This is a genomic window from Microcoleus sp. AT9b-C3, assembly GCF_036705485.1.
Classification (GTDB): Bacteria; Cyanobacteriota; Cyanobacteriia; order Cyanobacteriales; family Microcoleaceae; genus Microcoleus.
Window position 1 is genome coordinate 1 of the sequence record NZ_JAUBUR010000017.1, and the last position, 21,275, is coordinate 21,275.

A 21,275-nucleotide genomic window follows, 5' to 3' on the forward strand; every position below is an offset into this window, starting at 1 on the left:
ATAATACTTCGGAAACAGCCATTGCTATTACTTTTTTAGTGATGAACCTTTCTACCTGGTTAAGAGGGGTTTTTTGTCAGGGTAAGCGCATCTAATTTTGTATTGAAAAATACAGATTATTTGGCCCACTTGTAGATTGATAGAGACAATTTGAGTATCAAAGATGTTATGTAGTATGCTTGTCAGAAGAAAGTGTCTATCTTACTTAACAGGTCAGTCTTATGGCATCAGGTTTCAAATCTCGGAAACACAGGATTAAAAGCTCAAAAAGATTGAGTATAGCTCAGGCGACTGCACTGACAGAAAAAATGGCATTAGTATTTGGTGATATCAAAGACCCTCGTGTAGAAAGAACGCGTGTCCATACATTAACAGATATTTTGAGCGTGGGAATATTGTCAGTAATTGCAGGAGGTAATGGATGGGAAGACATGGAAAATTATGGATTAAGTAAATGTGAATGGTTGGAGCAGTTTTTAGCTTTACCAGGAGGTATCCCAAGTGCAGATACATTTCGACGAGTATTTGAACGCATTAATCCCAAAGTATTTGAGCAATGCTTTCGACGTTGGATAGAATCGATAGTTGAGGTAGTAGGGGCGCAGGTAATTCCCATTGATGGTAAGACTATCAAAGGCTCATACGATAGAGTGCGCCGTGGAAATCAGCTTTACATCTAGTAAGCGCTTGGTCGAGTCAATATCGTCTTGTTTTAGGACAAGTAAAGGTAGCAGATAAATCTAATGAAATTACTGCAATTCCTGCGTTATTAGAGTTATTAGATATGGCGGGATGTATTATTACGATTGATGCAATGGGTACGCAAACAGCCATTGCCTCCCAAATTTTTTCTGCTAAAGCTGATTACGTTTTAGCCCTTAAAGCTAATCATCCTACACTTTACGGACAAGTAAAAGATTGGTTTGAGCAACAATTGTCTCAAGGGTTTGAAGGTATTATCCATAGTTATGACCAGCGAGTAGAGCGAGGACACCATCGGACTGAAAAACGCTCCTGTTGGTGTGTTCCTATTTCTCAATTACCAACTTTACATAACCAAAAAGATTGGGTTGGTCTTCAATGTGTTGTCATGGTAGTCCGGGTCAGACATCTTTGGAATAAAACTACCCATGAAGTTCAGTTTTATTTAACGAGTTTGGAATGTAATGCTCATAAATTGGGGCAAGCTATCCGTCAACATTGGGGTATTGAAAATGGTCTGCATTGGACTTTAGATGTCACCTGGAATGAAGATGCTTGTCGCGTCCGTACTGGTCATGGGCCACAAAACTTAGCATTGCTGCGACGAATTGCTCTTAATTCTTTAAATCTGGAGCAATCTTGCAAACGTAGTAATCGCCAAAAATCCAATCGCGCCGCTATGGATAATAACTATATGCTGACTATTCTCGCTGCTTGTTTATTCCCCCATGATGATGCCTCTCAACCCGCTTGTCAATAGCCTTTGAGATGCGCTTACCCTGGGTTTTTTGTGCGTTTTTATGTCACCAACCGAAAATCACACCTATTTATGGTTCACTGATTATTAAAAGCTAGAACTGGGCAAGTTATAGTCAACAAAAAGTTATGTTTCGCCGAGCTTGAATTGCCCATCAAGTGCGATGTCTGCGGTTAGCTACGCGAGCGCGATTTTTTCTAACTTATTCAGCAAGCCCTAAATAATATAAGGGCGATCGCGCTTTTTGACAAGTTGGGATGTAAGGGCGATCGCTCTTTTTCAGCTTCAAGTATTCGGATTAGCTGTTACCTGCGTGATGTACGGAATAATCACATCAAAATTATTACGGATTTCTACCAATTATTTTACCCAAGTATGAGAAGCATAAATCACTTCCTCTTCCTTCTGGCCAGCAGTTGCAATTTTCTTCTCAATTTCTCTGGGTAGTTTTATTTTAACTTGTTGGATTTGATATGATGCGTTTTTTCAGTCAATTCAGACGTAGTTGAGTTTTTGGCTACTTAAACTAATATTTAATCACACTGAGTACGAAAGAGCCTATTTTGTGATTGTTTAGCGACACGCAACACTTCTGTCTAAAATGTAATCACTTCAAACCCAATAACAAGGCAATTCCGCCGATCGCACCAACTACCCCCAAAACAGCCCGAATGCTCACTGTTTCGCCCGCCAGCACCGCTAAAGGCAGTATAAATAGGGGACTGGTAGAACTGAGTGTTTGAGCGATTGCTGCGGGTGCATATTTCAGCGAAGTCTGTTGCAGGAAAATTCCGAGATAGGTTCCTAAAAAAGCTGCCAGAATTATCGCAGCTAATATTTTTGAGGATTTTAATTGTTTGAAACTCTCAAGGTTTGTTGGCTTCAAAAAGCACAGCATGACTGCCATACCACCGCTCAAACGCAAGGCTGCTGTCCACAGGGGATCGATATCTATTTGAGTGAAGGCGGCGCGGGATAAAATTGCTCCAGCGGCGTGGGTTGTTTGTCCTAATAAACTAATACCTAATCCCTGCCAAAGATGTTTTGATGATAAGGTTGTTTCGGCTGTTCGTTCTGCAATTACCCACGCTACGCCGCAGATTGTTAAAAGAATGCCAGTACAAGCAATGGGCGATAACTTTTCTTGCAAAAATATTAAGCCCAATAAAGCTGTTAAAGGGGGAGATAGGGTTTCTAAAAGCAGCGTTCGCCTCGCGCCTAAATATTTTAATACGATAAAGAAAGCGGTGTCTCCGATGCCAATTCCTAGGCCGCCGCTAATCAGCAGCATTGCTAAAATATTAGGGTTGATTGCGGGTAAAGATTTTCCTAAAATTAGTACAGTGCCAAGGAGCATGAAAAGGGCGATCGCGCCTTTGAGCAAGTTGAGCACCACTGCGGGGATTTGCTGTCCCACTCGCTGCCAGATAGTAGAAGATAGAGCCCAGACAAATGCAGCACCTAAAGCGGCGATTTCACCCATAAAATCTGTTGACTGTTGACTGTTGACTGTTGACTGTTGACTGTTGTCATTAGTTACCAATTCGCAATTCCCCATGCCCGATTCCCAATGCCATATAAATTAGGGTTCCCGGTGGCCTACCTGGAACCCTAGATTTATTAAGCTTTTTTAGCAGTGGGCGGTGAACATAAATCAATACCATCATGTCCGAATAGAGGAACGAAGCAATTCGCTTGCGCTTTGGGGTGGCTTCGTTCCTTTCTTCGGACACCCAATATATTATGTCTACCTACTGATTAACGTGGTGGTAATTGCGGAGATTGGGTAGGTTGAAATTGTGACCGCATATCTGTTCTTACCCAAGAACCAAAACGATCGGGACGAACGCATTCAGCATTATCTAATTCGTCTTTGAGTTTAGTGGCGAAAGATTCAAACATATCGACTAACGCCTGACGATCTGTTAAGCAACCTTGGAGAGCAATAAGTTGTTCCAGCGTCCAGTTATACAGTTGAGTGTCCCCTTGTTCAATGCGTAAATAGAACTGATTCTCAAACTGTGCAAGATTAGAGTAGAAGTTCTCAACTTCTGCCTTGATCAAGTTTATATCCAGGTAGAATTGTTGTTGTTTCAATTCTGCAAAAATCGTATTTTTGAGGTTCTGCGTGAAGTTTTGGTTAAGCTCAGTTTGGACGATAGCAGAGACATCATTACGGAAGTTGAGAATCTTGTTATCCAAGCTAACATTAATGCGATTGTCAAGATCGTTGACAATATTATTAGTCACTAACTGCACGTTGCTAGTGCTAGATTGATTAACAGCCGTATTGATGCGAGCATCAATGTTAGATTCAATCTGCTGAATGACCAGATTTTTAATGTTTTGGCTTTGGTCAGCAATTTTGAGGTTAACTACCGCATTAATCCGCTGATCGATGTCGTGTTGAATTTGCTGAACAATTTGAGTGTTAATATCTTGAGATAGATTAGACACTTTCAGGTTCACGACATTATCGATGCGTTGATCGATGTAAGTTTGCATTTGCTGAATCACCAGATTCTTCACATTCTGGGTTTGATCGGAAATCTTGATGCTCACCACATTCTCAACACGCTGATCAATAGTATGTTGGAGTTGCTGAATTACCTGATTAGTGATCTCTTGAGATTGATTGGCGATTTGGACATTAACGGAGTTACTAATGCGCTCATCAATATCAGTCGATATTTGATTAATTACCTGGGTATTAATCTCTGTAGACTGATTGGCAATTTTGATGTTAACTACATTCTCAATCCGTTGCTCAAGTTCAGTTTGCATTTGCTGAACTACGAGGTTCTTAACTTCTTGAGTCTGATTAGACACTTTGAGATTAACGACGGACTCAACACGCTCATTGAGTTCGGTTTGCATTTGTTGCAGCACTAAGCTTTTAATCTCTTGGGTTTGTTCAGAGATTCTTAAATTCACCTGCTCACTAACAATGCGGGGGATTCGGGAAATAAATAAGTCGTTGAGATTTTTGTTGAAGTATCCCGACCAATTGTGGAAATTCTGATTAAAACTAACTTCCATTTGTTGGGTAAGAGTTTTAAGCATAAACTCCAGCCGTGCTACCTTCATCGCTAAGTCTTTAGCTTGAGTTTGATAGCCTTTAAGCAGCCATTTTTCCAAGTTGTCCCAATAAGCTTCTTTTTTCTCGTTCGGGTCACCTGTTACTGTGATGGAAGTATTGATTTGGGCTGCCATTTGCTGCCACATTTGTTCCATCTGATCTTGGTCAAAAGTGAAGTTAAATCCACTGCCCATATTGATATTTTCAGTACCAGAGCTAGTTGTACCACCAGTGGTAACTGCTGTATTACTAGAGCTAGTTGTACCACCAGTGGTAACTGCTGTATTACTAGAGCTAGTTGTACCCCCAGTGGTAACTGCTGTACTACTAGAGCTAGTTGTGCTACCACCACCCACTACACTAACAGTGCTTTCGCTGCTGCCCGTACCAGGTTGTAGTTTTTCCTTTTCTTTCTCTACTTCTACATCAGTGATGTTGTTGATTTCTAAAACAACTTGCCCTTCGTTATCTTCTATGTATGTATCAAAAAAGAAGCCGGAGATGGTGGTTTTTTGTTTGACTTCAAAAATAATGTCATCTTTGAAGCCATTTAAGGAACACCAACTTTCGCTAACTTCATTTCCTGTCAACTTGGAGATAAATTTTCCCCCTTGAATCAAGAGTAACGCCCAAGGTTCTAATTGAAAATTTTTTGCTTCGGCTCCATAAGTGGCATTGCTTTCCCGAATCTTGACGCGATAGTTCCCAGGGGCTAACTCGATAGAATTAGCATTGGCTTTTTTAAGAGTTGAGAGATAATTGCCATCAAGCGGATAGCAGTTTGCCTTGCTATCAACGGTTAAAGTTTGGGGAGGCTGTTGATTGCCAGTGATTGAAACAGTTACTTGCCCTTCATTATCAGCACTATAGATGTCAAAGAATAAAGCACAGACTACAGCTTTTTCTTTGATCTCAAACTGCAATTTGTCGTTATAACCGTTTAAAGTTGCCCAAGTTCCACCTGTCTCAACACCTGTCTTTGTGTTGATAAAGGTACTGCCCTCAAGTCCATAAATCCAGAGAAAAACAAAAGGCTCACCAACGGTATTATCGGCACTATAACTGTAGCTACCACTGGTAATTTGGATGTCAAAAGTTCCTTTGTTTAATGTCAGAGACTTAGCAACATTTTGTTGCAAGTTATTCATCTGATCGGTATTGATAACGTAACAGTTTTCTTTGGTATCAATTGTTAACAGTTTCATAGATGCCTCCCTAGTTGTAGTAGTTGTTTGTGCCGGTTGTGTAGCTTCAGTGTTAACTTTTGGAGCGATGGTTGCGATCGCTTCTGCTGCTGGTTGATAAACCGCAATTCCTGCCCAACTAGCGCTAGGCTTGGTTTGAGCCACTAATGTGCCTTTACCTGTCTGGGTATTAATGCGGATTAATTGGCCGTCTTTTCCCAAATTAAAAAATCTGCCGGTAACGCCATAAAGGACATTGCCAACAAATTCCATACTGCCAATACCAGGAAATCCGGTATCACCAAGAGTTTTAACTTGGCTAGTATCGAGATTGCATCTAGCAAGTAATTTCTTCTTTTCGTAACCAATTAATGTGATATATGCTATGCCATTGCTATCAAAGGCAATTTCGCCACAGTTGTAGTCTTTATTAGCTACGGTAGCTACTGGTGTACCTTTTCCTGTTTTGAGGTCAAGGGCAATCAGTTGTTTAGCTGTGCTGGCATAAAGGGTTTGACGTTGGGCATTATAAGCCAAGCCGGCTGTAGCAAAGCCCGTATCCCCAATCACAATCGTATCGCCCGTTTTGATGTCAATTTTTACGAGCTGCGTTGTGTCGCCTTCTTGCTCAATGCCATAGAGTTGTGAATCAACAAAGGCAATATCATACAGTTCTGTAATGATCTCACCGATGAATGTTGCTTTACCTGTGGCTAAATCAAGAGTATACAGTTTACTTAACTGATTTGAGACACAATCTTGGATATACACTGTCCCTGGAACCATAGCTAAATCCAAAGAAGATATATTGCTTGCCTGATTACTCATCTTTTTCTGTTTTTATTACATAAAAAAGCAGATGAAAGTAACAGTGCGGTTGGTCATCAGTTATTTCAACTGATTTTGGGAAAATACTCGGCTAGTAACGATAGCCACCAGCGAGTGCGAGATAAAGTGATGATAGATGCAGTTGGAGCTGCTGGGCTATTGAGCACAGAGCGCTTTATTACAACATCACTAGCTTTCCTCGCAGTGGGCGGGGAGAGAATCGAACTCTCATACCTTTCGGTGTCAGATTTTGAGTCTGATGCGTCTACCAATTTCGCCACCCGCCCTTTTTGGTTGCATAATAATAACAGACTGATCGATTGGCTCCAAGCAAAAATTCATAATCTTTTGAACTTGCCCAGCGATCGATCTCTCTGGCGCGCAATACTGGTATTAAGGATGGGACAACTGAGCCGTCTGAGCTTGTTTGAGAATTTCTCCCAATTGAGTGGTGCTGAGGTCGTCTTAGTCTCCCGCCTGTGCCAAAAACGCATCTACATTATTCAGTTTTTGGTAATCACTTAATGTGATATATGCTACTAGACTTGTTTTGCACAACTGTTAAGAAATCATACTTGATGTTGCGGATGACGGTATTTCCCTTAGTGCTGATAAACTCAGCATTTGCTAGAATTGGTCGCCAGTTGGACCGCTCCGGGGACGACTATTAGTCTATCTAAAGGCGTAGATCATTTGTATTTTCGTAATAAAATGCAACATCTTTCTCTTCTTTCAATGGTGCCAAGTCCGAAGCAACGAGCATTTTATCGAGATCGTACTCGCTCCATGCCATAGAGTTGTGAATCAACAAAGGCAATATCATACACTTTTGTAACGATCTCACCGATGAATTTGCTTTACCTGTGGCTAAATCAAGAGTATACAGTTTACTTAAGTGATTTTAGACACAATCTTGGATATAAACTGTGCCTGGAACGATCGCTAAATCCAAAGAAGGTATATTGCTTGCCCGATTACTCATCTTTTTATGTTTTTATTACATAAAAAAGCAGATGAAAGTAATAGTGCGGTTGGTCATCAGTTATTTCAACTGATTTTGGGAAAATACTCAGCTAGCAACGACAGCTACCAGCAAGGGCGAGCTCAAGTGAGGAGATATGCACTTGGAGATCCTGGGCTACCTAGCACACAGTTTTTTATTAAGACATCACTAGCTTTTCTAGTAGTGGGCGGGGAGAGAATCGAACTCTCATACCTTTCGGTGTCAGATTTTGAGTCTGATGCGTCTACCAATTTCGCCACCCGCCCTTTTGGGTTTCACCATCATAACACACCGATCGATTTTGCACAAGAGATTCATAATCTTTTGAACTTGCCCAGCGATCGATCTCTCTGGCGCGCAATACTGGTACAGGATGGGACAACTGAGGCGTCTGAGCTTGTTTGAGCATTTCTCCCAGTTGAGTGGTGCTCACAGACTTTTTTATTAATACATCACCATCTTTTCTAGTAATGGGCGGGGAGAGAATCGAACTCTCATACCTTTCGGTGTCAGATTTTGAGTCTGATGCGTCTACCAATTTCGCCACCCGCCCTTTTTGTTGGTTTCAGCATCATAATACACCGATCGATTTTGCACAAGAGATTCATAATCTTTTGAACTTGCCCAGCGATCGATCTCTCTGGCACGCAATACTGGTACAGGATGGGACAACTGAGCCGTCTGAGCTTGTTTGAGCATTTCTCCCAGTTGAGTGCTGCTGAGGTCGTCGTAGGATCGCGCCTGCGCCAAAAACGCATCGACATTCAGTTTGGGAGCTAAAGTCGGCGAACCTCCGGCCAGTTTCATCAACAGTGATGCTACCACTCTTGGGTCTTGAGTCGCGAGCAAGGCGGCGCGATCGCACGTAAATTCCGCACACCGCAACCATTCCAACATTTGCGCCTGCAAACCCTGAGCCAGCACGGTTCCCACAGGCGAAATTTGGCCGGCGGCCAACACAATTAAATTAGCCAGAGTCAGGTAAACTCCGTGCTCGCACTTCAAATGCCCCAACTCGTGAGCAATTACTGCCTTAACTTCCTCGTCTGTGAGCAAATCAATCAGAGAAGTGTGCATCACCACAAAAGGCTGTTTTCCCCGCATCGCAAAGGTGTAAGCATTCGGCATCGGATGCTGGCGGACATAAAGCTGCGGCACCTCCAAATCCAGAGTTTTGCAGGCATCCACTAGCAATTGATGCAGGTGCGGCAATTGATTTTCGCCGACTTGGACGCTGGAAGCCAGATTTTCCAGCATAAAAAACTGTTCGCCAAGTTGTCCCAGCAACTGCCGCACGATCAAATCCAGGCCGGGCAGTTGTTTGAGAGTGCTGGTAGCTTCCAAGTCTAGCGGGTGGCGAAACTGGTCTGCTTTCAAACCGATGAGGGGTATGTTCGACATTTTAGTCAGTTGGGAATGGGGAATGGGGAATTGGGAATTGGGCATGGGGCATGGGGAATTGGGCATGGGGAATTCTTTTGCTTATTCCTTTTTTCCTCTTCCTTCTTCCTTCTTCCTTCTTCCTTCTTCCTTCTGACTACTTTAAACCCGATCGCACGGGATTGACAGGAGCCTCAGCAGTTGCCGGGTCTGTACCCTCTTTGACACGCCGCAACTTAGCTCCCAATTTTTGCAGTTTCACCTCTAACTGCTCGTAGCCGCGGTCTAAGTGCTGCAAGCTGCTGATGGTGGTGACACCATCGGCTGCAAGTCCCGCTAACACTAACGCCGCCGAAGCCCGCAAATCTGTTGCCACCACAGGCGCACCCGACAGCCGCGACACTCCCCGCACAATCGCGACATTGCCTTTAAGGCGAATGTCTGCGCCCATGCGGTTGAGCTCTGCTACGTGGCGCAAGCGATTCTCAAACACGGTTTCTTTGATCAAGCTGTCGCCTTCGCTCAGCGTCAGCAAGGCCATAAACTGAGCTTGCATATCTGTGGGGAAACCGGGATAAGGCAGAGTTTCGATGTCTGTGGCCGAGTGAGTTTGGCCGGGAACTATCCGCAAAATGTCGGGGGATTCTGCAATAATTTTTGCCCCAATTGTCTGCAATTTGGCAATGACTGCGGTCAGGTGGTCGGGAATGACCGGCGACAAACTGATTTCCGAGTGAGTGATGGCTCCGGCTACTAAAAATGTTCCGGCTTCAATGCGATCGGGAATAATTGGATAGTCTACCGCGTGCAGCTTGGGAACTCCCGAAATGACGATCGTATTCGTGCCTGCGCCTTGAATTTTTGCTCCCATAGCGCGGCAGAAATTCGCCAAATCAGCGACTTCCGGCTCTTGAGCCGCATTTTCAATCACGGTTTCTCCTTCAGCCAGAGTCGCCGCCATCATCAAAGTTTCAGTTGCGCCGACGCTGGGGTAGTCCAAATAAATTTTGGCTCCTTTCAGGCGGCGGTTCGGCCCTTTGACGTAAGCGTGAACCGTGCCGTGGTCGATGTGGACTTCGGCACCGAGGGCTTGCAGACCGCGAACGTGGAGTTCAACGGGTCGCGCGCCGATGGCGCACCCACCGGGCAAGGGCACTTTGGCAAATCCCAAACGCGCTAGCAGTGGCCCGATGATGAAGAAGCTCGCCCGCAGTTGGCTGACTAATTCGTAGGGGGCTTGAGCGTCTATGAGGTTGCTGGCGTTGATGTCTAAAACGTCCCCGTTCTGCTGTAACTTGACTCCTACAGCCGAGAGAATTTGCCCCATGCGGGCGACATCGACTAGACCGGGAACGTTGCGGAGACGGCAATCCTCTGGGCATAGCAGGGCTCCTGCCATGACGACTAAGGCCGAGTTTTTGGCGCCGCTGATTTTGACGTGTCCTTTAAGGGGTTCGCGACCCCAAATTTGTAATACTTGTTGTTCGTCGCTTTCAGGGGAAGCTGGCAGGTTAGATGAGTTCTGAGCTGGTGTAATGGGTTTGCCCTCCATAATTCGCTTCGTTACTTTATACATTATTAATTTTGGTTCGATTTTACCGGAAAGTTTTTATATGTCTAGGGGTAACATTAGGGATTCCGGGAATTATATTGGCTGTAATTACCTCGGGGCAAGGCTTTCAAATTTTACCGCACAAATAATGTCGATCGAGTTTCAGCGAGTTATCTGTATCAAAATTTACGTTAATTTGTAGCGCTCGCTCGGAATGCAGATGTTGTATTTTTGTCAACGAGCTTTTGAAGTAAAATGCGACTCGGTTGTTGACAAAGGTGTAAAATATCGGTTCGATCGACAATGCCAGAAAGTTAACACATTGTCGATCGCCCCATTGCCTGTGCTACCCTGTGACAACAACCTAGAGCCAAAGCTACTCCTAGCATATGGTTCACATTAAACGGATCGAACTGACTAACTTTAAATCTTTTGGCGGCACGACGGCCATTCCCGTGCTGCCCGGTTTTACTGTGGTTTCCGGGCCCAACGGTTCTGGGAAGTCCAACATCCTCGACGCTTTGCTGTTTTGTCTCGGACTTTCGAGTTCCAAGGGAATGCGGGCTGAACGTTTGCCGGATTTGGTGAACAGCGCCCAAAACAAACGCGGTACGATCGAAGCTAGCGTGACTGCGACTTTTGCCCTGGAAGATGTGGGGGAGGAATGGTTCGCCCAAGATGAAGATGAGGATGAAAATGCAGCAGATGAGTTATCTGTTGCAGCAGAGGAAGTTGAAGGGATAGAAATTGCCGAAACTCAAGACAACAACGGTCAATCATCTCCTGTTAATCAAAAATCGCCTCTATCTGTTGAAGAAGTCGAAGGGATAGAAATTGCCGAAACTCAAGACAACAACGGCCAATCATCTCTCAATCGAAAATCTAAAATCCCAAATCCAAAATCGGATGAGTTATCTGTTGAAGACGTAGAAGACATAGAAATTGCAGCAACTCAAGACAACAACGGACAACTCCTCGCTACCAATCGAAAATCCAAAATCGAAAATCCAAAATCGGATGAGTGGAGTGTGACGCGGAAACTTCGGGTAACTCGCCAAGGTACTTACACTTCAACTTATTACATTAACGGCCAACCTTGCACCCTGACGCAACTTCACGAACAACTCAACCGGTTGCGAATTTATCCCGAAGGCTATAACGTCGTGCTGCAAGGAGACGTTACGAGCATTATTTCGATGAATTCTAAGGAACGCAGAGAAATCATTGACGAATTGGCTGGTGTGGCTCAGTTCGATCGCAAAATCTCTTTAGCTAGGCAGAAGTTGGATGAAGTTAAGGAGGTGGAAGAACGCAGCCGGATTGTAGAAAAAGAGCTGATTTCTCAGCGCGATAGACTTGCTTCCGATCGCACAAAAGCGGAAAAATATCAAAAGCTGCGGGCGGAATTTCAAGAAAAATCGCAATGGGAAATTGTGCTGAAATTCCGCCAATTACAGCAGCAAGAATGGAAACTGCGAGAACAAATCGAAACGGGCGATCGTACTTCGGCATCTCTCACCGAACAACTGCAAGCAATTAGCACCCAAATTCAAGCAGCAACCGCCGAACTTGACGCGCTAAATGCCCGCGTTAAAGCTTTGGGAGAGTCGGAACTGTTGGCTTTGCAAGCGACGATTGCCACTCAGGAAGCGGAACGGCGACAACTCCAAAACCGCAAACAGGATTTGGAAAAAACTGCTGGGCAAATGGCTGCTAATATAGCACAAACCGAGGAAGAAGTTCGGCAATTCCGGCAAAGTTTGGAGCAAATTGAGATTGAAATATCTTATGTTAAATCTCAAATAGGAACTTTGCAGGAACAGCGGGATGCAGCCCAGCAAAGTTTAGATGAAAGTCGGGAAGTTGCAAATGCGATCGCCTCGACGGCAGAAGTTTGGGTGCAACAGCAAACGGAACTGCACCGCCAAATCGAAACAATTCAACAAACTTTGGAACCGCAGCGTACAGAACAAGCTACCATTGGCGAAAGAGCCGATCGCCTGCAAAGTCAAATTCAAGAACAAAACCAATCGCTGCAAGTATTGGAACAGGAAATTGCCGCGAAAAAAGAGCAGCAATCTCGCCTTGTGGAAACCAAAGGCGTTGCATCTTTGCAAGTAGAATCGCTGACTCAGATTTTAGTCGCAGCCGAACAAGAATTGCAACTGCAACAGGAAACTCAAACTCGTTTGTTGGAAGAACAGCGCGAAAGACAGCGCAAATTAGACAAACTAGAAGTGCAGTTTCAAGCACTGCAAGAAGCGACGGGAACGTTTACGGCAAAAATTGTCGCGCAAAGCGGAATTGGCGGAGTTTGCGGCTTGGTGGCTCAACTCGGCAGGGTAGAACCGCGCTATCAGTTGGCCCTGGAAATTGCGGCGGGCGGGCGCATGGGAAATATGGTGGTGGAAGATGACAGCGTGGCTGCTGCTGCGATCGAATTGTTGAAACAAAAACGGGCGGGAAGGATGACGTTTTTGCCTTTGAATAAGATTAGGGGCGGCAGGTATTCGGTGAATGAAAATTTGCGGCGCGCGGCTGGCTTTGTGGATGCGGCTGTGAATTTGATTGACTGCGATTCCCGGTATCAGGAAATTTTTGCTTACGTTTTTGGCAGTACGGTTGTGTTTAGCAACCTCAGTGATGCCCGCCGCTATTTGGGACAGTACCGGATTGTCACTTTGGACGGGGAAATTTTGGAAACTAGCGGGGCGATGACTGGGGGAAGTTCTACTAATAGATCTACCTTGCATTTTGGCACGGTTGAGGCTAGTGAGGCTGCTAGTGAAGCCCGGACGATCGCATCTCTGCAAGAAAGGTTGGAGGAAATTGAGCGGATTTTGGAACGGTGCAAAATTGCGATCGATCGCGCTTCTGTTGCAGTCAAAACTCGCAGCCAAGAATTGATGGAAGCGAAACAAAATTTGCGCGAACATCAGTTGCGCTTGGAACAGTTGGAGTCAGAAATTAAGAATTTGCAAGCGCAACAGGAACAAGTGCGATCGCAAATTGCCAAAAATACACAGGAATTAACTAATTCGCGATCGAGATTGCAGTTGCTGGAGAGAGAATTGCCCGCACAGGAAACTCAATTGCAGCAATACCGCCAAACTTTGGCGCAGTTGGAAGAGTCGAACAGTCACAGCGAATGGCAGCAAATGCAATCGGGTTTGCGCGCACAAGAAGCGCAACTGCAAGAGCGAGAATTGGCTCTGAGAAACGTCCAGCAGCGCCTTGTAGACTTGGAAAATCAATTCGGGCGTTTGGAAGACAAAATTAAGGAAGGTAGCGAGAAATTGCAGGAATGGCAAGTGCAGCAAAACGCGGGGGTGGATGCACTCGATCGCATAGTTTCCCAGCAGTTAGAACTCGACGGACAAATTGCTGCTGCTAAGGCGGCTTTGGGGGAAATTGAGGAAAAATTGGGCGTGCAGAAGGGAGAGCGCGATCGGGCGGAATCTCAACTGCGAGAGAAGCATTTAGCCAAACAACAGTTACAATGGCAGTTGCAAAAACTTAACGAAACCCAGCAAGAACGCCGGGAACAATTAGCCGCAGTCCGCACTCTATTGGAAACGCAGCGGGCGGAAATGCCCGACCCCGTGCCGTCGATTCCTGAAAATGTCGAGAAAGCCAATTTAACGGAATTGCAGCAAGAAGTAAAGGCGATCGCCAAACGCATTCAAGCTTTAGAACCAGTCAATATGCTAGCCTTGGAAGAGTACAACCGCACTCAAGAACGCCTTCAAGAATTGAGTCAAAAATTGACGACATTGGAAGGAGAACGCACTGAACTGCTGTTGAGAATCGAAAATTTTACCACACTCAGGCGGCGCGCTTTTAAAGAAGCTTTCGACGCGGTTAACGAGAACTTCCAGACTATCTTTGCGGAACTTTCCGAAGGCGATGGCTATCTCCAGCTAGATGACCAGGAAGACCCCTTCAGCAGCGGCTTGAATTTGGTCGCTCACCCGAAGGGCAAACCCGTACAGCGGCTGGCTTCCATGTCTGGAGGCGAAAAGTCCTTGACGGCGCTGAGTTTTATTTTTGCGCTGCAACGCTACCGCCCGTCTACGTTTTACGCTTTTGATGAAGTGGATATGTTTCTGGATGGGGCAAATGTGGAGCGATTGGCTAGAATGATAAAACGACAGTCGGAACAAGCCCAGTTTATTGTTGTGAGTTTGCGGCGACCTATGATTCAATCGGCTGAGCGTACAATTGGTGTTACTCAAGCGCGGGGAGCTTATACTCAAGTCATAGGACTGAAGTTGTAGTCCCGGAGTTTATGTTAACGCTCGTGTTGAGTGATATATGTACTTAATAAATCAGGATTAAAGTTAGAATGACATCCGAACAAATCTGCCAACGCTCCGACATTCTAGGCACTCAGGTCATCACCCGCGACAGAGGTAAACGCTTGGGGGTGGTTAGTCAATTGTGGGTGGACATCGATCGGCGGGAAGTTGTGGCGATCGGTCTGCGTGATAATATATTTGCGGTCGCTGGAATGCCGAAGTTTATGTTCCTCAGCAATGTCAGCGAAATCGGCGACGTGCTGTTGGTGGAAGATGAGAGCGCGATCGAAGATGATGTTGATGTTGAAGTCTACAGCATTTTGATTAACAGCGAAGTTATTACCGAAACCGGCGAACTTTTGGGTAGGGTGCGGGGCTTTAGGTTCGACCCCGAAGACGGTAAGTTAGTTTCTATAATTATCGCTTCCTTGGGAATCCCCCAAATCCCCGACCAAGTTCTCAGCACTTACGAGTTGGGGATTGAAGAAATTGTCAGCAGCGGCCCGAATCGCTTGATTGTGTTTGAAGGTTCCGAGGAAAGGCTCAGGCAGCTTAGTGTGGGTTTGCTGGAGCGCGTTGGTTTGGGCCAAGCACCTTGGGAACGGGAAGAGGACGAGGCAGGTTATTATCCGAAACCCGTGGCTACGGGAAATCAATTGGGCCCGGGCGTGCGGATACCTGCACCGGAAATGCGGAGCAGGGTAGCTGCGCCTGCGGTGGAGGAAGTTCCTTGGGATGAGGATTTAGAGTGGAATCGGCCTGCGGTTCGCCAGCCGCCGATGCGCGCGGTGCAGGTACAGCAGCCTGAGCCAATAATCGACGATTACGAGGATTACGAAGAGGATAATTGGGGTGGCGAGGAGGACGATTACGAGGAGGAGTACGAGGAGAAGCCGCAGTACACTCGCGCTGAGATTTCTCGCCCGAAGCAGCCGGTGGTTGAGTACGAGGATGATGTGGAGGCTGATGCTTGGGCTGACGATGAGGCACCGAAGCCTTACCAGGCTCCTCGCGTGAATATCCCTGAGAAAACTAAGACTCCTGAGTACGAAGAGGAGCCTGGTTATTAGAAATTAATCCCTCGGTTGGACGGGTTTACGAGATTGTTTGTTTTAGACATAGATAGTTGTGAAATCCGCCCCTACAATGGCCTGTAGGGGCGGGTTTCACCAACCATATCGGCGTAAAACCAACTATATAATAAACTCGCCCCCGCCCAACGAATAATCGGAATCTACATTTTTTTGGAGTATCTAAAACATCAGGTTAATCTAGATTATCGGCTGTGTGGGGGCGGGTTTATCTAAATTGTTGGTGAACCTCAAATATTGTTTGTAAAACCCGCCCCTACGCTAAATTATGAAAAAAACTTTTATTAAAACCTTTATTTTCAGATTAATAACATATCTAATTTTTCCAATTTTTTTATCCACAACCACGGCTGAAATTGTCTTGCGAGTTGCGGGATACAAACCCTGGCAAATAGAAAATGTTGATGTTGCGGTAGAACCAAAAGGTAACTTTTTCACCAAAGACTCGGAACTCGGCTACAAGCATTTGCCGGGTAAATTCAAGGTGACACTTAACGGTAATTACTCATTTAATGCCACTCATCTCAATAATAGTTTAAGAATAACTCACCCCCTCAATACTTACAATTTATTGTCAAAAAAGCCAGAAATTTGGATATTTGGCTGTTCTTTTACCTACGGTTGGTCATTGAATGACAGCGAAACTTATGCTTGGTTGCTGCAAGAGAAACTACCAAAATATGAAACAGTGAATTTTGGCGTTAACGGCTACGGCACGCTGCACTCGTTGATTCAATTCAAAGAAGCACTCAAACAAGGAAATAAACCCAAAATTGCGGTGATTGCTTATGCGGGATTTCATGACCGCCGCAATACTTTGTTAAGGGCGAGAAGAAAGCAAATGGCTGCTTGGAATAAACTGGGTATTCTATTCCAGCCTGATGCTAGGCTGAATGGAGAAAATAATTTTACCTACAAGATGGCCAAACTTGAATATCACGAGTTCCCCCTGATGCGGGTTTCTGCATTAAGCCATTTTTTGGAGGTTAATTACAATCAATTTGAAGAGGGATTGTACAAAAGTCACGAGGTTTCTAAGGCAATTATTGAAGAGTTTAACCGTGTGGCTGAGGCTAATGGTGTTAAGTTAGTTGTGGCGGGAATTAATACAGGTTCTGCTAAGATGTTGGAGGAGTTAAGTCAGGAGGGAATTGCTACGGCGGATATTTCGGTTGATTTGAAAATACCTGCCAATAATAATTTACCTCATGACCTTCATCCAAGTGCGATCGCCAATCGGCAATATGCAGAAAAGTTGGAGTTTTTTTTGCAAGATACTGTTTTAAGGTAAGTTAATGAACCGCGAAGGCGCAAAGGGCGCGAAGGAAGAGAGAAAGAGGAAGTTTAGGAGTTATTTAGGGTTGCTAGACTGATGGGATTATTTGATTTTGTTTCTTCTAAATTGCCTCGCAAGTTTCTGATTGATGGTTTTTTCCTGTTTTTAGTTGTTCTCGTCACAGTTGCAGTAACATCAATCTATGTATCCAGCGAACATACTTTTTATTGGTGGGATTACGCGGGCTACAACACGGCTACAGTCAACACGGCAAATTTATTTCGAGACTCGCCCGATAAAGCATGGCGCGGAGTTATAGAATCGCTATCTAAAGAAAAAAACTTATTAATCTCTTTGCCATTAGTGCCGTTTATACTGTTATTTGGCGAGTCTCGGCTGAGTTACATTCTCAGCGTATCCCTGATTTATGTGCTGCCGTTTCGCCTCTTGCTGGGGGCAATTTCTGCAAAGCTAATTCCAGTTTATTCCCGCCGGGTGTTTTGGTCAACTGTGCTGCTGAGTTTATTAATTCCGATGAGTTGGATACCCACTCTGCGGGGATATCTGGATACTGGCGGCTGTGTGTTTGTAGCCTTGGCAATTTTGGTTTATTTGCAGGATGTTAAGCTGAAATCTTGGTGGAAAATCCCGTTAATTGGGTTTTTGCTGGCGGCGGCTATTCTGTTGCGGCGCCATTTTGCTTATAGTGCGCTCGCCTTTTTGGGTGCAGCGACTTTACAGGCTTTCATCGAGTTTATTGTACTAATATACCGTAAAAAAACGTCGTTGTCGTCTTCAAAAGACAAGGACGTGGCAGTGTCCTTTCCCTATCGATGCTTGTTTGAATCCGGTGTAAAATTGGGCTTAATAGCTGCAACTAGCTTGACTATTTTAATGTTGGTAGCGGGAGATTTTACTCGCAGTGCTCTGACGGTTGACTACCGCAATTTGTATGTCGCTTGGAGTTTGCCTGTAAGTGATATTTTAACTCGTTATGCGGGTTTTTACGGTTTGGGAACTTGGCTGCTGGTACTGATTGGTTTTTCTGCGGGAATTATCACCCGAATCCTGGTTCCGGCGGCGGCTATTTTTGTTTCGTTGTTTGGAGTTTTGTCGCTGATTGAATGGCTGTTAGTGTTGCGTTACGGATACTTGCACTATACAATTCATCTTACACCGATCGCACTTTTGGGAATATCCACATTTTTCTGGACAACTTGGCTGACACTCAAGGGAAAAGTCCGGTATTTCATGCTGGGCGCGGCGGGTTTGTACCTGGTTTTGAATGGCGCAGTCGGGTTAATTCCTCTCAAGGTTGATTTGTCAAGACTGTTTGTGGGTAATTTTCCGCCGTTAGTGCGATCGGACTACGACGAAGTTGTAAAATTAGTAGAGTTTCTGCGAAAATTAGCACCGAATGAAGAACCGATTTATATTGCCGGTGCTTCTAACAGTTTTAATGCTAATATCCTCAGACAAGCCAACCGCAAATTAAACCCGCCGGAGGGCTGGTGGAAATTAAATACAATCGGGAGGCCGCAAATTGACTCGCGCGATACTTACCCGCTACCGGAGTTGTTGCAGTCACAATATGCGGTGGTTGCTATACCTTTTCAGCAGGTGTTACCGAGTGACGAACAAGTTTTGCGATCGCACGAACAAGATGTTGTTAAAGTTGTGTACGATGCCTTTACTCAAAACTGGGAAATTGCCCGCGATTTCCAATTGCTACCGGAACAGTTTAAGCTAGAAAACGGCGTGACTGTCAGCGTTTACCGGAGGGTGCGGCCGACTGATACAGCCACGGCAGTTAGGACTCTGGATGCGATGCAGCGGCAAATAGTCGATCGACCAGGCACGCAGTTAGATTGGATTAGTTTGCATCAATCAATCTACACAACTGCCAATTATTCTGTAACTCAAGAATCGGATAACCTATATAATATTGTAACTCATCCAATTAAAAACAGCAAGAAACTCGATACATCTTTCCTGTATTTAGGTTCCATCTCAGACAAAGCGAAAGTTACCGGCAAACTCAATTTACCTAACAAACAATGTCCGGGAATTGCCCTTCGCTTGACTTTGTGGGACAAGCAAGGTAAATTAGTAGACTCAGCAGAGATGGCTTATAATCCAAAAAGTGCGATCGGCTTAAATCTATTAGTTGAGGGCAAACATCCCATTTATCTGCTGCTTGAGGTATTGAGTAACAGCAAACAGGATTTATCCAACCAATGCCAACTGGAGATTAACAATTTAGCTGTCAGTAGGTAAGTTGAACCGTCAATGCAAAAACATCAAAAATCCCACTGGTATTTTAATCTATCTCTGTATACTTTTGTCATCATCGGCTCTCTGATGGCAACTGGCTATATTTTCCCCATTGGAGGCAATTTTCCCGAAGTGCCGCCAATTCAATTTATGTTAAATCCTGAACTATACAAAAATGACTATTACGTTCAGGAAATGGTTAAGTTTAATCCGAGATATTACTATTATTATATTATCTATTTGCTCGCCAACTTAGGAACCAGCATTCCCCTAGCGCACTTTATTTATCAATTCCTAGCCTTTGGTTCATTTATCCTAGCTTGCTACGCAATTATCACTATCTATACTAATTCCAAACTGCCCGCCGCAGCGATGGCTTTTTTATGTATAGCAGCTTCATTTACAGACGTTGGTAACACCCTGATATTTTCCACCAAATCAGTACCCAGTACCTTCGCAATGGGTTTCGCAATCTGGGGAATTTACTTTAGTTTGCGGCAGAAATGGCTGACTGGATATTTCTGTTTTGGACTGGGCTGTTTGCTGCAATTTTTAGTGGGTTTGTTGCCGGGATTGATGATGGTTCCCGTTTTATTTATTGAATCTGTAAGACAGCGGAAGTTTAAAACATTGATTTTGGCGATCGCACTTTTAGCAGCAATGGCAAGTATCGTTTACGTACCGATGTTATTAACAGGTACTACCAGCACTCACACTATCGACAACGCCGAGTTTGTCTACATTCATGCGAAAGTCCGCAACCCCCACCACATCCTCCCGTCAAATTGGGATGTCGGGAATTGGTTCAACTTTATATGTTTCATAATGGGTGGCTTGCTGTGCATCACAACTTCTAATTTATTGCCAAAAGAAGACAAAGTTAATTTTTATATAATTGTTGGTACATCCCTTTTTGGGCTGTTTCTAAATTACATATTTGTAGAAATTTACCCGGTGGCTTTTATCGCCAAACTCCAGTTAGCTAGAACTGTACCTTTTGCTCAATTAATTATATTTATTGCTGTTGCCTTGACGGTAGAACAACTTTACAGAAATAAACAAATAGCTGTTAGCTTGTTGCTGTTAGCTGTACTAACTTTGCCTTTTCGGGGTATCCTTTTCTTAGGATTATCAGTTTGGCCAACAAAAAAATACGTATTTCCCAAACGATATAATATATTGTTGTGGATTTTAGCAGGAGGAACGGTAATTTTTAGCTTGATATATCCGCTGGCTGATTCATGGGAAATAATAGGCGATCGAATAACTAGCATCCCAATCTTTTTCTCAATCCTCGCCTTCCCATTCATTTTAGAAGAAACATCCCTAGCTACATCTATAAAACAGACTCTAACTCACACATTAGCCTTAATAACTACCGCCACCTTAGTTTGTGGAATAGCAGGAATTCTGCCCAAACCAATATTAAATGTATTTCAAACAAGAGTTAATATCAATGCCGTTCCCAGAGACGACTTAAGCAAATTAGCTATGCGATTTTCGCAAATTAGCAGCCGCGATTCACTCGTATTAGTTCCACCCTCAGTTACCAGCTTCCAGTTTTTCTCCGACAGAGCGATTGTCGTCAACTTCAAAAACTTTCCCTTTACCGAAAAAGGCATCAAAGAATGGCAAACTCGCATGGAAGCTGTTTTAGGAGTCCCGTTAAACCCGCAAATGATTTGGGGAGGAAATGACTTTTTCATCCGCCGCAGCAGTGCCGATTTAGTCAAAGTAGCCAAAAACTATCATGCCGATTATATCCTGACTCGTACTGACTGGCACCCAGATATTCAAGGAGAAATAGCAGACAAACAAGGCAAATGGATACTGTATAAAATTAGGTAATTG

The 21,275-nt window shown here is 44.4% G+C and carries 10 protein-coding genes, 3 tRNA genes and 1 pseudogene; 6 read left to right on the forward strand and 8 right to left on the reverse strand.

Annotated elements, in window-relative coordinates; all coding sequences use genetic code 11:
* Window positions 1-221 precede the first annotated feature (221 nt).
* Window positions 222-1,462 (forward strand): annotated as a pseudogene (locus tag QUB77_RS16400) (ISAs1 family transposase).
* Between the two features lie 604 nt (window positions 1,463-2,066).
* Here QUB77_RS16400 and QUB77_RS16405 read toward each other — a convergent pair.
* The 8 genes from QUB77_RS16405 to murA all read right to left on the reverse strand — a co-directional run bounded on the left by QUB77_RS16405 (window position 2,067) and on the right by murA (window position 10,509).
* Window positions 2,067-2,942, reverse strand: coding sequence for a DMT family transporter (locus QUB77_RS16405; protein ID WP_333175094.1), 876 nt, complete (start codon window positions 2,940-2,942; stop codon window positions 2,067-2,069).
* 275 nt (window positions 2,943-3,217) lie between these two features.
* A complete protein-coding gene (locus QUB77_RS16410; protein ID WP_333175083.1) occupies window positions 3,218-6,550 on the reverse strand; it encodes a hypothetical protein in 3,333 nt (1,110 codons plus the stop codon).
* Window positions 6,551-6,755: 205 nt separating this feature from the next.
* A tRNA-Leu gene (locus tag QUB77_RS16415) sits at window positions 6,756-6,837 on the reverse strand.
* 900 nt (window positions 6,838-7,737) lie between these two features.
* Window positions 7,738-7,819 (reverse strand) — tRNA-Leu (locus QUB77_RS16420).
* Window positions 7,798-7,986: a hypothetical protein gene (locus tag QUB77_RS16425; protein WP_333295972.1), complete on the reverse strand. Its 189-nt coding sequence runs from the start codon at window positions 7,984-7,986 to the stop codon at window positions 7,798-7,800. Before QUB77_RS16425 ends, QUB77_RS16420 begins: the two co-directional genes overlap by 22 nt.
* 38 nt (window positions 7,987-8,024) lie before the next feature.
* Window positions 8,025-8,106 (reverse strand) — tRNA-Leu (locus QUB77_RS16430).
* The gene (locus QUB77_RS16435; RefSeq protein ID WP_333175090.1) at window positions 8,085-8,954 is read right to left on the reverse strand and encodes a M48 family metallopeptidase; all 870 of its coding nucleotides are present in this window, start codon (window positions 8,952-8,954) and stop codon (window positions 8,085-8,087) included. Before QUB77_RS16435 ends, QUB77_RS16430 begins: the two co-directional genes overlap by 22 nt.
* Before the next feature lie 136 nt (window positions 8,955-9,090).
* Window positions 9,091-10,509 (reverse strand): UDP-N-acetylglucosamine 1-carboxyvinyltransferase, encoded by a 1,419-nt coding sequence (murA, locus tag QUB77_RS16440; protein ID WP_333175081.1) that lies wholly within the window; start codon window positions 10,507-10,509, stop codon window positions 9,091-9,093.
* Window positions 10,510-10,874: 365 nt separating this feature from the next.
* Between murA and smc the strand changes: the two genes are divergently transcribed.
* The 5 genes from smc to QUB77_RS16465 all read left to right on the forward strand — a co-directional run bounded on the left by smc (window position 10,875) and on the right by QUB77_RS16465 (window position 21,272).
* Window positions 10,875-14,762: a chromosome segregation protein SMC gene (gene smc, locus QUB77_RS16445; protein WP_333175079.1), complete on the forward strand. Its 3,888-nt coding sequence runs from the start codon at window positions 10,875-10,877 to the stop codon at window positions 14,760-14,762.
* A 68-nt stretch (window positions 14,763-14,830) separates the two neighbouring features.
* Window positions 14,831-15,853 (forward strand): PRC-barrel domain-containing protein, encoded by a 1,023-nt coding sequence (locus tag QUB77_RS16450; protein ID WP_333134273.1) that lies wholly within the window; start codon window positions 14,831-14,833, stop codon window positions 15,851-15,853.
* 382 nt (window positions 15,854-16,235) lie between these two features.
* Window positions 16,236-17,165 carry an SGNH/GDSL hydrolase family protein gene (locus tag QUB77_RS16455; protein WP_333295975.1) on the forward strand — a complete coding sequence of 310 codons (930 nt, stop codon included), beginning with the start codon at window positions 16,236-16,238 and terminating at the stop codon, window positions 17,163-17,165.
* A gap of 81 nt (window positions 17,166-17,246) precedes the next feature.
* On the forward strand, window positions 17,247-19,427 hold the full coding sequence (locus QUB77_RS16460; RefSeq protein ID WP_333175074.1) for a hypothetical protein: 2,181 nt from the start codon (window positions 17,247-17,249) through the stop codon (window positions 19,425-19,427).
* A gap of 12 nt (window positions 19,428-19,439) precedes the next feature.
* Window positions 19,440-21,272 carry a DUF6798 domain-containing protein gene (locus QUB77_RS16465; RefSeq protein WP_333175071.1) on the forward strand — a complete coding sequence of 611 codons (1,833 nt, stop codon included), beginning with the start codon at window positions 19,440-19,442 and terminating at the stop codon, window positions 21,270-21,272.
* Window positions 21,273-21,275 lie beyond the last annotated feature (3 nt).

What these genes read in the sequence shown, in the direction of transcription:
- QUB77_RS16405 (WP_333175094.1), bottom strand. Translation starts at nt 2,942, where the DNA reads ATGGGTGAAATCGCCGCTTTAGGTGCTGCATTTGTCTGGGCTCTATCT.
- QUB77_RS16410 (WP_333175083.1), bottom strand. Translation starts at nt 6,550, where the DNA reads ATGAGTAATCAGGCAAGCAATATATCTTCTTTGGATTTAGCTATGGTT.
- QUB77_RS16435 (WP_333175090.1), bottom strand. Translation starts at nt 8,954, where the DNA reads ATGTCGAACATACCCCTCATCGGTTTGAAAGCAGACCAGTTTCGCCAC.
- murA (WP_333175081.1), bottom strand. Translation starts at nt 10,509, where the DNA reads ATGTATAAAGTAACGAAGCGAATTATGGAGGGCAAACCCATTACACCA.
- smc (WP_333175079.1), top strand. Translation starts at nt 10,875, where the DNA reads ATGGTTCACATTAAACGGATCGAACTGACTAACTTTAAATCTTTTGGC.
- QUB77_RS16450 (WP_333134273.1), top strand. Translation starts at nt 14,831, where the DNA reads ATGACATCCGAACAAATCTGCCAACGCTCCGACATTCTAGGCACTCAG.
- QUB77_RS16460 (WP_333175074.1), top strand. Translation starts at nt 17,247, where the DNA reads ATGGGATTATTTGATTTTGTTTCTTCTAAATTGCCTCGCAAGTTTCTG.
- QUB77_RS16465 (WP_333175071.1), top strand. Translation starts at nt 19,440, where the DNA reads ATGCAAAAACATCAAAAATCCCACTGGTATTTTAATCTATCTCTGTAT.